Origin of the sequence: Vibrio genomosp. F6 (assembly GCF_005146325.1) — a bacterium.
GTDB lineage: Bacteria > Pseudomonadota > Gammaproteobacteria > Enterobacterales > Vibrionaceae > Vibrio > Vibrio cortegadensis.
In genome coordinates this window covers 175781-189682 of sequence record NZ_SYUT01000012.1, presented here as the reverse complement: position 1 = coordinate 189682, position 13902 = coordinate 175781, and the positions used below count along the sequence as shown (strand labels likewise).

Annotated in this window: 12 protein-coding genes; 6 read left to right on the top strand and 6 right to left on the bottom strand. The window is 42.5% G+C overall.

Annotated elements, in window-relative coordinates:
* Window positions 1-9: 9 nt before the first annotated feature.
* From FCV43_RS03995 to FCV43_RS03985, 3 genes are all read right to left on the bottom strand, one after another.
* Window positions 10-1332, bottom strand: a complete 1323-nt coding sequence (locus FCV43_RS03995) for a serine/threonine protein kinase (protein WP_113796132.1) — start codon at window positions 1330-1332, stop codon at window positions 10-12.
* Window positions 1333-1486: 154 nt separating this feature from the next.
* Complete coding sequence (gene gorA, locus FCV43_RS03990; RefSeq protein WP_136994090.1) at window positions 1487-2857, bottom strand: glutathione-disulfide reductase; 1371 nt, start codon at window positions 2855-2857, stop codon at window positions 1487-1489.
* Between the two features lie 102 nt (window positions 2858-2959).
* Window positions 2960-3814: a 23S rRNA (adenine(2030)-N(6))-methyltransferase RlmJ gene (locus FCV43_RS03985; RefSeq protein ID WP_136994089.1), complete on the bottom strand. Its 855-nt coding sequence runs from the start codon at window positions 3812-3814 to the stop codon at window positions 2960-2962.
* A gap of 160 nt (window positions 3815-3974) precedes the next feature.
* Between FCV43_RS03985 and prlC the strand changes: the two genes are divergently transcribed.
* Window positions 3975-6017: an oligopeptidase A gene (prlC, locus tag FCV43_RS03980; protein ID WP_136994088.1), complete on the top strand. Its 2043-nt coding sequence runs from the start codon at window positions 3975-3977 to the stop codon at window positions 6015-6017.
* An 87-nt stretch (window positions 6018-6104) separates the two neighbouring features.
* Here the strand turns inward: prlC and asnC are convergent, their stop codons facing one another.
* On the bottom strand, window positions 6105-6569 hold the full coding sequence (gene asnC / locus FCV43_RS03975; protein WP_113796138.1) for a transcriptional regulator AsnC: 465 nt from the start codon (window positions 6567-6569) through the stop codon (window positions 6105-6107).
* A gap of 105 nt (window positions 6570-6674) precedes the next feature.
* Here asnC and FCV43_RS03970 point away from each other — a divergent pair, with 105 nt between their 5' ends.
* The 3 genes from FCV43_RS03970 to FCV43_RS03960 all read left to right on the top strand — a co-directional run bounded on the left by FCV43_RS03970 (window position 6675) and on the right by FCV43_RS03960 (window position 11220).
* On the top strand, window positions 6675-9812 hold the full coding sequence (locus tag FCV43_RS03970; protein ID WP_017052098.1) for an EAL domain-containing protein: 3138 nt from the start codon (window positions 6675-6677) through the stop codon (window positions 9810-9812).
* A gap of 55 nt (window positions 9813-9867) precedes the next feature.
* Entirely contained in the window at window positions 9868-10647 is a 780-nt protein-coding gene (locus FCV43_RS03965) for a class I SAM-dependent methyltransferase (protein ID WP_136994087.1), read from the top strand.
* A gap of 129 nt (window positions 10648-10776) precedes the next feature.
* Window positions 10777-11220 (top strand): hypothetical protein, encoded by a 444-nt coding sequence (locus tag FCV43_RS03960; protein ID WP_136994086.1) that lies wholly within the window; start codon window positions 10777-10779, stop codon window positions 11218-11220.
* A 166-nt stretch (window positions 11221-11386) separates the two neighbouring features.
* On the opposite strand, the gene FCV43_RS03955 is transcribed toward FCV43_RS03960, so the two are convergent.
* Window positions 11387-12277 carry a carboxylate/amino acid/amine transporter gene (locus FCV43_RS03955; RefSeq protein ID WP_136994085.1) on the bottom strand — a complete coding sequence of 297 codons (891 nt, stop codon included), beginning with the start codon at window positions 12275-12277 and terminating at the stop codon, window positions 11387-11389.
* 51 nt (window positions 12278-12328) lie between these two features.
* A complete protein-coding gene (uspA, locus tag FCV43_RS03950) occupies window positions 12329-12763 on the bottom strand; it encodes a universal stress protein UspA (RefSeq protein ID WP_017052102.1) in 435 nt (144 codons plus the stop codon).
* Between the two features lie 157 nt (window positions 12764-12920).
* On the opposite strand from uspA, the gene ftnA reads away from it, so the two are divergent.
* Window positions 12921-13448: a non-heme ferritin gene (gene ftnA, locus FCV43_RS03945; RefSeq protein ID WP_017052103.1), complete on the top strand. Its 528-nt coding sequence runs from the start codon at window positions 12921-12923 to the stop codon at window positions 13446-13448.
* Window positions 13449-13519: 71 nt separating this feature from the next.
* Entirely contained in the window at window positions 13520-13843 is a 324-nt protein-coding gene (uspB, locus tag FCV43_RS03940) for a universal stress protein UspB (protein WP_017052104.1), read from the top strand.
* Window positions 13844-13902: the final 59 nt, after the last annotated feature.

Here is a 13902-nt window from a genome sequence, read left to right as displayed (position 1 = left end):
TACGTTGTTTTATTTTTTTGTGCAATTTGGCGCGCAATTGAGGCTGCTCTTTTTAGGGACCGGCGTCATCATGGCTAATAGCATCTTTTGTTTTATGTGTTGAGGTAAGTTGGGGTTTGCAAGGATCCTTCGTCTCGTGAGTTCAAGCATCGTCTGTACGGACATCTGTGCATTCACATCCCCTTTGCTATGAAACATTAAACTGGCCACTTCAAACATCATCTCTTCAGCGACCTGTTTTTCTTGCTCTAACTGGTGGTTTTTTTGAATCAGAGTGATCGAAAAAGCCGCGGCAGATATTATTAATAACCCCCCAAGCATCATTTGAATTGGCTTACGCTGAAATAGCCTTAGAGTGCTATAAAACGGCATATTTTGTTTTATGGAAATAGGCTGATGCGTGAGAATGTTTTTTATATCATAACGCAGCTTTTCGACAGATTTGTACCTCTGCTCTGGCTGCTCTTGAGTCGCTTTTTGAATGATACAAAAAACATCAGATCGCGGATGTTCATCTGGAAACATTAGCGACAGTATTTTCCCCAGCGAATAGACATCGCTTTGGTTCGTCAAATAATCGCCAGCCATCTGCTCTGGACTGGCATAGTGCTCACTGTACGCAAGTAGAAGATCACTGTGACTGTCATTGGTGGCCACTTTTTGGGTAATGTTGAAATCTAAAAGCTTTGGGTTTCCATCGCTATCAACAAGGATGTTCTCTGGCTTTAAATCAGCATGGAGTATATGTTGCTGGTGGGCGTGCTCAATGGCTTGGCAAATTTGAGTAAAAAGCAGCAACTTTCTTTTTTTAGACAGTTTATTTCTTTCCAAGTGCGCATTCAGTGTGTCACCAATAACCCGTTCCATGATGATATAGAGATAGCCTTGGTGTTCACCGCCATCAAATACTTTTGCCACGTAAGGATGATTGAGCCTTGCGAGTAGTTGTGCTTCATCAAACAGTGCTCTTCTGCCTAAGATGTCAGTTAATCCTGCTTGAATAAACTTAATGGCTAACTGCTGCTCAAAAGTATGATCTGCTCTCTCTGCTGCATAGACAATCCCCATCCCCCCTCGACCTATCTCTTGACGAAGTTGGTATTTACCGATGATTTGATCGGAGAAATTTAACTCTTGTTTGATTGCTTGTTGCGCGTGGAAGCCGAGCAACTGAGTGAGTGGCTCTGAAGGGACCGTTTTAAGTAAAGGTTGTAACTGCCTATATAGATTGGGTTGATGAATCTTAAGAGTAAATAACTGCTTTTCTCTTTCGACTTCATCAAGATCTAACAGATTGTAGAAAACTTGAGTTGAACTGGAACCTAGCTGCACGACGACTATTATTTTTTATTTTGTTTGGCTAAGTTTATAATATATTTTAGAAAAATATAATAATTTCGAATGGCAAAGCGGCTCTCAATAAGCGTTAGGTAACAAAATAAAAAAAAAGGTCAGTAATTACTGACCTTTTTCTCAATATTAGCGCCTAACGCATGGTAACGAATTCCTCACTACCCGTAGGGTGAATTGCGACAACTGAATCGAAATCAGCTTTAGTTGCGCCCATTTTCATTGCGACAGCAAAGCCTTGAATCATCTCATCAACAGTAAAACCGATGCCATGTAGGCCGACAACTTTCTCGTCGTCACCTGCACAAATTAGCTTCATCTTACAAGGCTGACGGTGTTTAGTTACCGCTGTGTACATAGCCGTGAAGCCAGAGGTGTATACCTTGATGTTGTCTTTGCCGTACTTCTCTTCCGCTTCTTGAGTCGTTAGGCCGATCGTACCGATTGGTGGGTGGCTGAATACCACCGTTGGTACCAACTCGTAGTCCATCTTAGCGTTTGTTTTACCGTTAAATAGGCGCTCAGAAAGTTGGCGACCTGCTTTAACGGCAACGGGTGTTAGCTCAATACCACCTTCCATGATGTCACCGACACAGTAGATGCCTTTCACGTTCGTTTCTTGGTATTCGTCTACTTTGATGTAACCACGATCGTTAGTTTCAACACCGGTTAAGCCTAGGTTAATGGCGTCCGTTGTAGGATGGCGACCAATCGCCCAAATGAGCGTATCAACGTTTTGGGTTTCACCATTTTCTAAGTGAAGGGTTAGGCTACCATCTTGTTCTTTAACCACTTCTTTTGGCACAGAGTGAGTATGAAGCGTTGGACCTTCAGTATTCATCACTTCAACCAGCGTTTCGACGATCATAGGGTCGAAGCTACGTAGTGGTGACTCTTTACGGCAGAACAGGTGAGTCTCTGTACCTAATGCGTGTAATACACCTGCGATTTCAACGGCAATATAACCCGCACCAATAACCGCAACACGTTTAGGCTGTTCCATCAGATCGAAGAAGCCGTTTGAGTCGATGCCGTGTTCCGCTCCTGGAATATTTGGAATCGTTGGGCGACCACCAACAGCAATCGTGATGTGATCAGCAGTATAAAGCTCACCGTTGACTTCAATCGTTTTTACATTTGCTCCTTCGGTGTCAACAAAGCGAGCAAACCCTTTGATTACGGTGACGTTGTTGTTGCCCAGAACGCGGTCGTAAGATTGGTGGATACGGCCAATGTACGCTTGGCGGTTTTCAATCATCTTGTTCCATTTGAACTCTTTAAGCTCAACGTCGAAACCGTAGTCCTCTGCGTATAAGTTGATTGCTTCAGCGACTTGAGCGCCGTGCCACATCACTTTTTTCGGAACACAACCTACGTTTACACAAGTACCACCAAGATCTTGAGCTTCGATGATGGCGACTTTTGCACCGTACATAGAGGCGCGATTTGCCGATGCAATACCACCAGAACCGCCACCGATACAGATATAATCAAAATGTGTTGCCATTACTTTCTCCGTTTTATAGTTTTTATTTCAATTCAGTATTAATGAATAGATTGGGACGTATTTCTTAGGAACAACCCAGAGTTATTCATTATTCAGGAGCTATTACTCAGGAACAATCCACTCAACCTTGAAATGCCCAGTTGCTGGTGCAATGGCCTCTTTCAAGTAAGGTAGAATTTCATTCATTTGGGCTTCTAACTTCCAAGGCGGATTAATCACAATCATACCTGATGCTGTCATTCCGCGTTCATTGATATCTGGCGACACGCCTAACTCGATTTGTAAGATTTTGCGAATCCCTAAACCTTGCAAACCTTCGATCATATCTTCAATGTCGCAGCGATTAACCACTGGGTACCAAATGGCGTAAATGCCCGTTGCCCAGCGTTTATGGCTTTGTGCGATAGCCGTGACGACATCTCGATACTCTTTTGCTAATTCGTAAGGAGGGTCAATCAGAACCAAACCACGTCGTTCTTTCGGTGGCAAGCTACCCTTTAAACGTTGAAAACCATCCTCTTTGTAGATACTGACTTGGCGATCGCGATGAAATTCTTGCTCAAGCAGTGGGTGGTCACTCGGATGAAGTTCAGTCAGCACCATACGATCTCCCTGACGCAAATGTGCGCGGGCAACTCGTGGTGAGCCTGGGTAATAACGCAGCTCGTCGCCATCATTCAATGCTCGGATGGCATCTAGGTAGCTTTGAATCTCTTCAGGAATATCCACCTTTGGATCTTGCTCCATTGGGTGTAAGCGTGCGATACCTTGTTTGTATTCACCTGTTTTTTCTGACCATTCGTGAGTCAGATCGTAGCGACCAACGCCTGAGTGAGTATCGTGGTAGACAAAAGGCTTATCTTTTTGTTTAAGAGAATTAAGGATAAGGCTTTGTACAATGTGTTTTACTACATCTGCGTGGTTGCCAGCATGAAAGCTGTGACGATAACTGAGCAAAATAATTTCTCGCTTAACTGAATGAACCGTGAAGTCTCAAAATTTGATACTCCAAACAAACTAATGTGAATGATTATACGCCACTATTGAAAATTGCATAAGCTGCCTACATTTATTAGACGTATATAATGATAAAAAGACGAATTTAAAAGGATGCCTCATGTCTAATCCACTACTGACGTTTACCGATTTACCCCCGTTTTCTCAGATCCAACCTGAGCATATCAAGCCAGCTGTTGAAGCGGTCATAGCTGAATGCCGAGCAAAAATTGACGATGTATTAGAAAATAACACCACGCCAACATGGGATAATGTAATCGCACCTATCGAAGATGTGGATGATAAATTAAGCCAAGTTTGGTCGCCGGTGAGTCATATGAACTCTGTCGTCAATAGTGATGAGTTGCGTGATGCTTATGAGAGTTGCTTACCATTGCTGTCTGAATATGGCACTTGGGTTGGGCAACATAAAGGGCTATTTGAAGCCTATAAAGCCATCAAGGCGAGTGATGCTTTTGATTCACTAGAGCAAGCGAAGAAAAAGACCATCACCGATTCACTGCGTGATTTTGAGCTTTCGGGCATTGGCTTACCTGCCGATGAGCAGCATCGCTATGGTGAGATCAGCAAACGCATGTCGGAGCTAGGATCGCAGTTTTCCAATAATGTGCTTGATGCCACAATGGGCTGGAACAAACACATTACTGATGTGGTTGAACTGGCGGGTATGCCGGAATCAGCAATTGCATCGGCGAAAGAAACCGCAGAATCTAAAGAGCTTGATGGCTACCTGCTGACACTTGAAATGCCGTCATACCTACCGGTGATGGTGTATTGTGATAACCAAGCACTACGCGCAGAAATGTATGAAGCGTATGTCACACGCGCCTCTGATCGCGGTCCAAAAGCGGGCGAGTGGGATAATACTGAGCTGATTGCGGAACAATTGAAGTTGCGCCATGAAATTTCCCGGATGCTAGGTTTTAACACTTATAGTGAAAAGTCGTTGGCGACCAAAATGGCAGAAAACACGTCTCAAGTGATTGGCTTCTTAAATGATCTTGCGGTAAAAGCGAAACCACAAGGTGAAAGAGAAGTTGAAGAGTTGCGTCAATTTGCAGAAAAAGAGTTTGGCGTAACAGAGCTGAACTTGTGGGATATCCCTTACTACAGCGAAAAACAGAAGCAGCACTTATTCCAGATTTCAGATGAAGAGTTGCGTCCTTATTTCCCTGAAGAAAAAGTCGTTAGCGGATTGTTCGAAGTGTTGAATCGTGTATTTGGCATGCAAGTAAAAGAGCGAAAGGACGTGGATACTTGGCATCACTCTGTTCGCTTCTTTGATATCTTTGATTCGAACGACACACTACGTGGCAGTTTCTACTTAGACCTATATGCTCGCGAACACAAACGTGGTGGCGCATGGATGGATGAGTGTCGCGTACGTCGTCTGACTGAATCTGGTGATCTGCAAACTCCCGTCGCCTACCTGACGTGTAACTTCAATAAACCTGTCGGTGATAAACCAGCCTTATTCACGCACGATGAAGTGGTGACCCTATTCCACGAAACCGGTCATGGTATTCACCATATGCTAACAAAAGTGGATACCGGCTCTGTTTCTGGGATTAATGGCGTACCTTGGGACGCGGTAGAGTTACCAAGCCAGTTCTTAGAGAATTGGTGCTGGGAAGAAGAGGCATTGGCGTTTATTTCAGGACATTTTGAGACGGGCGAGCCACTGCCGAAAGCGATGCTAGAAAAGATGTTAGCGGCGAAAAATTTTCAATCAGCGATGTTTATTTTGCGTCAACTAGAGCTTGGGTTATTCGATTTCACACTTCATACCGAGTTTGATCCTGAGTTGGGTGCTCGCGTGTTGGAAACGCTCCAAGAGGTAAAAGCGAAAGTGGCTGTATTGCCAAGTTTGGAATGGAACCGCTTCTCTCATAGCTTCAGCCATATTTTTGCTGGTGGTTATAGCGCAGGTTACTACAGCTATTTATGGGCAGAAGTACTTTCAGCGGATGCATTCTCTCGATTTGAAGAGGAAGGGATTTTTAATCAAGAGACGGGTCAAAGCTTCCTTAATAACATCCTAGAAATGGGCGGAAGCGAAGAGCCGATGGAACTCTTTAAACGTTTCCGTGGCCGCGAGCCTCAAATTGATGCCATGTTGCGTCATGCTGGGATTAACGCCTAATTCAGGCGAGGTCGTTAGTAAAAAAAGAGTCACTTTGGTGGCTCTTTTTTGCATTTAAGTCTATGTTTATATTCTGGTTTGGTTGAGTTATGGATTTACATTTCTATTAATAGGGTTTTGCAAAGAGATCAGTGTTTCAGTGGATTGCACTTCATCAATGGCTTGTAATTTATCAATCAAAACAAATTGCAGCTCTTCAATGGATTTACACATCAGTTTCACAAAAATATTGTAAGCCCCAGTGGTGTAATAAGCCTCAACAACTTCATCAAGGGCATTGAGTTTCGCTATCGCAGAATGATAATCACGAGCGGCATTAAGGTTGATGCCGATAAAGCAGCATACGTCGTAACCGAGTTTTTTGGTATTAACGACAACTTCTGTGCCTTGAATGATCTCAGCGGTTTTCATCTTCTCGATACGAACATGAATGGTCGCGGGGCTAACATTAAATTGTTTCGCCATTTCAGCATAAGGGGTCCGAGCATCTTCCATCAGTGTTTTGAGTATCGCTCGATCTAAATCATCAAGGCGACTATTAGATGCATGCATATTAACTCCTTATTTTACGTAATTAGACTATGTTAACAGGTAAAAGTATATTTTATCATCAGGGGTGATAGTATTAACAAATATAACTTTATTGGGATAACATTAGTGCGTGCCATCTTTTTTATTTTCGTCGCATTCTGTAGTTTTTTTGCTTCTGCACAAAGTAAAGATGTACTAATCATCCACTCCTACCATCAAGGCTTTTTTTGGACTGATGCCTTTCAGTCTGGGCTTCAATCTCGACTCGACACAAGAAACATCCCTTACCGAGTGGTTTATTTAGACACGAAGCGTTTCCAAAGTGCTGAATATTTAGAACAACTTTATCAACTCTATAAAACCAAATTTCAAAATGAAGAATTTCAAGCGATTGTCGTGAGTGATAATAACGCGCTTAATTTAATGCAGCGTTTAAGTTCTGAATTAAAAAACACCCCCGTTATTTTTGGTGGAATCAATAATTATCGTCCAGAGATGCACGCTAGCCTGAACGCGACGGGTGTGACGGAAGATATTAATTTGATGGGCAATATCTTGATGATTCAAGACTTGATGCCTGATGCAGAGAAGATCACGGTTATATCTGATCATTCAGTCACCGGACATGAAATTCGATCGCAAGTTGATAAATTCATAGAACAAAACCCAATCTATAAGAAAAAAATTGAACATTATGTTCCGGATACCTATGAAGAGCTTCTCGCTAGAGCAGCGTCGTTTGATCGAAAAAATAGCATTCTCTTTTGGGTTTACTATCGCGATATTAATGGTTGGGTAAGTGACAATCAGCAATGGAAAAAATTAAACCAAGTCGCTTCTGCCCCTTTGTTTGTTATTCATGATCTTGGGCTAGGTTATGGAGCTGTTGGGGGGATCATGCAAAGTGGCTTGACCCAAGGGAAAGCTACGGGTGATTTACTACTTAAGGTTCTTGGTAACCTAAACCAACCTTTGCCAGCTGTGACCTCTGCTTCCCCTGAAATTAAGTTGGATTATGAAGCACTCGTTCGTTGGGAATTAGTGGCTGATGACGTGGAACATTCTGCACTGTTGAATAAGCCTGAAACTTTTTTTAATCGAAACCAAGAAGCGCTACAGACGTTCGGTGTTGTGTTTATCGTGATGTCTATAGTGATCATATTCCTCGTCTATTACCTCCGACGAATCAAAAATAGTGAAGTCGCCGCGCGTAAGAGTCAACTCTTATTAGAGTCCGTATTTGATCAAAGCTTCCAGTATATCGGCATGCTTGATCGTCATGGGCGACTCATTTCAAGCAATAGCAAACTTCAAGGGCTGTTTTTCCATCAAGGCATTAAACTGGATAAACCATTCTGGCTATATAAACATTGGCAAAATATGACGGCTGAAAAGCTCGAAGCGCTGTTTGTCCAAGGTCAGAAAAGTATCGTCTCTTTTGAAGCGGATGTGTGGTCGCAAAACAAAGGTCTGATTATTTTAGAGTTGTCGCTGAAACCTATGCTTTCTGATGACCAGACGGATGCGAATGTTTTGCTAGAGGCGAGGGATATTACGTCTCGCAAGTTGACAGAAGATAAACTTCATCAGCGTGAAATGAACTTGCGGACTTATTACGAGTTACAGCCCGTGATGATGGTGACGCTTGATAGCAACAACCGAATCCAACAAGTAAATCAATTTACGGAGAAGTTGCTTGGCTACCCGCAAGGGAAGTTACTCGGTCAACGCTTACGTGTTTTTTATAATGATGAGAATGCCATTATTCCAAGGCATGTATTACTTCAGCCTAAGCAAGCGATGGAAGGCGTGTGGCGACGTGAAATTCAATATCGTCATGCTGATGGACATACTATATGGGTGCGTGAAAATATTAGACCACTGCATGATTCTGGTGAATTACTGATTGTCGGTGAGGATATTAGTGAAACTTATGCGCTGTCAGAGAAATTGGAGTATCAAGCTCAATACGATTTACTCACCAATACTTACAACCGAAACCATTTTGATATCGAGTTGAAGAAAGCGCTTCTTGAAGTTGAAAATCATATGAGAACGCATGCGATGCTGTTCCTCGACCTTGATCAACTCAAAGTGATTAATGACACGGCAGGGCATGATGCAGGTGATGCTGCGATTAAATTCTGTGCCAAAGTGTTGGAAGAAGTTCTGCCATATAACTCGATCTTGTCGCGTATGGGCGGGGATGAATTTGCCGTTCTTCTCAAAGATTGTACGGAATTTGATGCGATTAAAGTGGCGCGAAACATTATTTCAACCTTGGGTGATCAAGTGTTTACTTGGGAAGAGATTAAACTGAATTTAACCTGCTCAATTGGCGTTCGACTTATTGATCATACTGTTACCTCTTCGCAAATGGTTCATGCTCAAGCGGATACGGCTTGCCATGCTGCAAAAGAAGAAGGGCGTAACCGCTTTAGTTTGTACCACCAAGACGATGAAGATATTCGCCGTAGGCAGTTAGAGATGGAGTGCGTGAATTTAGTTCATAATGCACTGGCTCATGATCGCCTAGAACTCTTTGGTCAGCGAATTTTAGGTTTAAATCTTTACGATAATCAGAAGATGCACTTCGAGATCTTGGTGAGAATGAAAAATCATCAAGGAGACTATATTTCTCCTGGGATTTTTATACCGGCTTCGGAGCGTTACAACATTGCGCACTTGATTGATAAACAGGTTGTGACTAAAACCTTGAGTTGGTTAGAAGCCCACCCAGAAGCAGTGGCGGACTTAGGGATCTGTTCGATTAACCTATCGGGTCACTCGATGGGTAACCAAGAGTTCATTGATTTTCTTTTGCATACCTTATCGGCAAGTTCAGTACCGTGTGACAAGATTTGTTTAGAGATCACTGAAACCGCAGCCATGAGTAACATGAATCAAGCGATAGAGTTCTTTACTCGCTTGAAATCCTTGGGTTGCCTCATTGCTTTAGATGACTTTGGATCAGGTTTATCATCGTTTGGTTATTTAAAAAAATTACCAGTGGATATCGTGAAAATTGATGGTCTGTTCGTTCGGGATATGGACGTTAATGAAACCGATTATGTCATGGTAAGAGCGATCAATGATTTAGCCAAGCAGATGGGCAAACATACGGTGGCAGAGTTTGTCGAAAATACGAAAATTATCGATAAACTTCTGGAAATAGATGTCGATTTTGCCCAAGGGTATGTCATTGGTCGACCTAAACCGCTCGCTGAATTAGTCAGTGAGTTGAGCCTAGAAAAGGCCGTGTGATGGCGGTACACTTGCGAACTCTTTTTAATACTATAACTTCATGCGGAGCCTAACTTTGCAGCTACAACTGATTTGCGAAGATCCAACCCAATCCTCACGACTTCAAACCTTGGCACAACGCTGGCAATTAACTCATGATGAGCAGAGCATTTTTGCTTTAGTGCTGACACAAGAGCGCCTTGAATTACGAAAATTGGATGAGCCCAAATTAGGTGCGATTTTTGTCGACCTGATTGGCGGTGCGGTGGGGCACAGACGTAAATTTGGTGGTGGCAAAGGACAGTCAATAGCCAAAGCGGCAGGCTTAAATAAAGGCGCAACCCCAACGGTTCTAGATGGAACCGCAGGGCTTGGAAGAGATGCTTTTGTTCTCGCTTCGCTTGGTTGTAAGGTTCAGATGGTTGAGCGCCATCCTGTGGTTGCGGCTTTGCTCGATGATGGTTTAGAGCGCGCTAAGCAAGATCCCGAAATAGGAACATGGGTTGGCGACAGAATGACTCTGATCCACGCCTCCAGCCATGACGCGTTAGATAAATTAGCGGCCGATGATGATTTTGAACAACCGGATGTGGTTTATTTAGACCCTATGTACCCACATCCTGAAAATAAGAAAAAGTCAGCCCTAGTCAAAAAAGAGATGCGTGTTTTCCAATCATTAGTGGGTGCTGATCTTGATGCGGATAGCTTGTTAACGCCAGCCCTTGCATTGGCCAGTAAACGTGTTGTGGTGAAAAGACCTGATTATGCTGATTGGTTGGATGAAAAAAAGCCGACGATGGCTATTGAAACGAAGAAAAATCGTTTTGATGTTTATGTGAAAGCATCGATGGTTTAATGAAACTTACGCTCTCTATCTGTTCGTGATGATGTGCAAATTAACAAGAGCCAAATTTAAGACTTGTTAATTGGTATGATTGAAGGTATATCTAAGTAAGAATCATTATTATTCTTGCTAAGGTAAAGTATGACTAAGCGGATGTGCCAACTCACCCGTCAGGAAATTCGTGGCGAACTTGAGGGTATTTTAACATCAGCCTCTTCGCCTCAATATGTTTGCCGTTCTTGCGCTCGAACTTGCGCTTCTCAAGCGATGCTGTGTAACCCTGAATCGATTCAACTCAGTGTTGAGTCAATGAGTACGGAGCAGTTTGAACTCGCTACTGAGCTTCCTCGTGAATCCTCTGAAAGTTTAAAAGATAAGGCATTGCCAGAAAGTGAAGCACAATTAAAAGCATTGAAGAAAGAGCTTAAGAAACAGAAGGAGTACTACAAAGAGATGAAAAAAGTACTCAAAAAGCAGCAAAAGCTTTTAAAGAAACAGCAAGAATTAGAGCTAGAGTTTGCCAAGACGAATCAATTGTTTCATGTGTCGAACATTCATGATCCTGCGCCATCGCAATTGCATTGATGCTGAGTTCAGCCAATAAATAAAAATGCCCGAGACTGACATTTCGGGCATTTTGCGTTTTAAGTGGCTCAAGTTGGGTTTACTTTAATTTGGATTTCCAAACATACTTACTCAAACCAAAGTGACGGGAATGTAGGACTCGTTCATCCCACCAACAGCAAGAGCTCTACTCTTGCGAATGCAATTTTTTATATTGGCGCTCAACTTTAGGTTTTACCCATTTCTCATTAATCCATAGAGACAGCAAAATAATGCCGCCACCAATCGATAATCGAACTAAATCGACATCTCTATTCCAAATCAGGATATTGACCACCAACCCAGCAGGAACAAGTGCATTGTTCATGACGGCAAGAGCACCCGCATTCACCATGCATGCCCCTTTGTTCCACACAAAGTAACCTAACCCTGAAGCGATTAACCCTAAGTAGATTAATATTCCCCACTGTAATGATGTGGTTGGCAGTTTGTCTAGGTTGCCCATTAACGCAAAGGCTATCGTCGCCACGCACAGCGCTCCAAGATAGAAGTACCCAAACACGGTGTGCTGAGGAAGATCTATCTCTTCTTGTTCCATGACATATTTATAGCCCACTTGGCCAATCGCAAAGCAGAGGTTGGCGCCTTGAACCACTAAAAAGCCCATTAAGAAGTGGTCGTTCACTCCTGCAAATTTAATGGTTACGGCACCAGCGACAGCAACAAGCGCGGTGATGAGATACCAAGGTGAAAACCGCCCTTTAAGGAAATCATAAAAAAGGGTGACGTAAATAGGGGTGAAAACCGTAAATAGAAGCACTTCAGGCACTGATAATAACAAGAAAGATTGATAGTAAAAACAGTACATCAAACCTAATTGAATGCCGCCAATAGTCATTAGCTTAGCGATCAGCGCTTTCGGAATATTGCGAAATTTTAAGAAAGGTAGAAACACAAGGCTGGCCAATGCAACACGCATTAACACCGAAAACCAAGAGTCGACCTGACCGGCAAGATAAACGCCAATCAGGCTAAATGAGAATGCCCATAAAAGGGTCACTGCTGCTAGATAATTCATAATCAATTCGTTCCATCAATAGATGGCAGCAGTCTACCTAAGTTTACGAGTTCAGTCTTGCTCCTCTTTAAGAGGTACAACCAACATATCAACAGGAGAATCGTTGATTAACTGGCGAGTTGAAGAGAGTAATTTACTCCAAAAGTCCTGATGATGACCGCATACTACGAGATCAACATGATACTCATTGATCGAATCACACAGCTCATTACTCAGATCGCCGCTGCCCACTAATGTATGTTTAATTGGGTATTGAGCATAGTCCGCAAAGCTTTGAAGTTGTTTCTGTGATGCCTCCATTGCTTGGTGTTGAGTTTCAGCTAAGTTGATATCAATTAACCCGGTATAAAGTTCGGCATAATTCACATCAATATGAATGAATGAAACGGTGGCTTCTAAAGGTTTCGCAAGTGCTACTGCCTTATCAATCAAAAGTTTACTGTCTTCAGACAGATCAACCGCTACTAAAATATGTTGATAACTCATATTACAATCTCCTTATTGTTGACTCCTTAAAGATTAGCACCGCGTGTGGTTTTTTTTTGTTGCTGTGATCTCATATCTCTACAGACTGCGTCAGGTGTTAGTCGTTAAATCATGTTATATTTAAATTAATAAAAAGAAGCGTAATTAGGAGAGAGACATGCTATCTGCAAATATGGTTGAGAAATTGAATGAGCAAATTAATCTAGAATTTTTCTCATCCAATCTATACTTACAAATGAGTGCTTGGTGTGAAGACAAAGGTTTCGAAGGTGCAGCCGAATTTTTACGAGCTCACGCAGTCGAAGAAATGGAACACATGCAACGCCTTTTTACTTATGTAAGTGAAACAGGTTCAATGCCAATTTTAGGTGCAATTGAAGCTCCACAGCATGAATTTGAGAGCCTAGGTGATGTGTTCCGTGAAACGTATCAACATGAGCAGATGATTACGACACAAATCAATAAGCTTGCTCATGAAGCGTTTACTAACCAAGACTACTCAACGTTTAACTTCTTACAGTGGTATGTGTCTGAACAGCACGAAGAAGAGAAGTTATTTAAAGGGATTTTGGATAAGCTAGAGTTGGTTGGTGAAGATGGTAAAGCATTATTCTTTATCGACAAAGACCTAGCGATGATGGCAAAAGAAGGTTCATCTTCTATTATGGATACCCCTGCTGCGTAACATCACAGCAAAAAAGATATGATTTGATTATCTTTTTCTCAGGGCATCGTAGAAGATGTAGGGAGGAAAAGATGATCAATGGAGATACCATCCTATTCGCACTTATGGTTGTAACCATGGTGAATGGTGCGCGCTATTTAACCGCTTTACGAGCATTGATTTATATTATGCGTGAAGCTCACCCATTACTTTATCAGCAAGTTGACGGCGGTGGTTTCTTTACCACTCACGGCAATGTCACCAAGCAAGTTCGTCTATTTCATTACCTGAAAAGTAAAGAGTATCACCATCATCACGATCCTGTTTTTACAGGTAAGTGCGACCGTGTTCGTTCACTGTTTATTTTATCCATGTCGTTATTGGGTGTGACACTGCTCGCCGCATTTATGGTGTAAAGTAGACGAGAAACAGTGGCTTTCCTCTGTTTGCCTTGAGCGTAAGCGGGCGATGACTA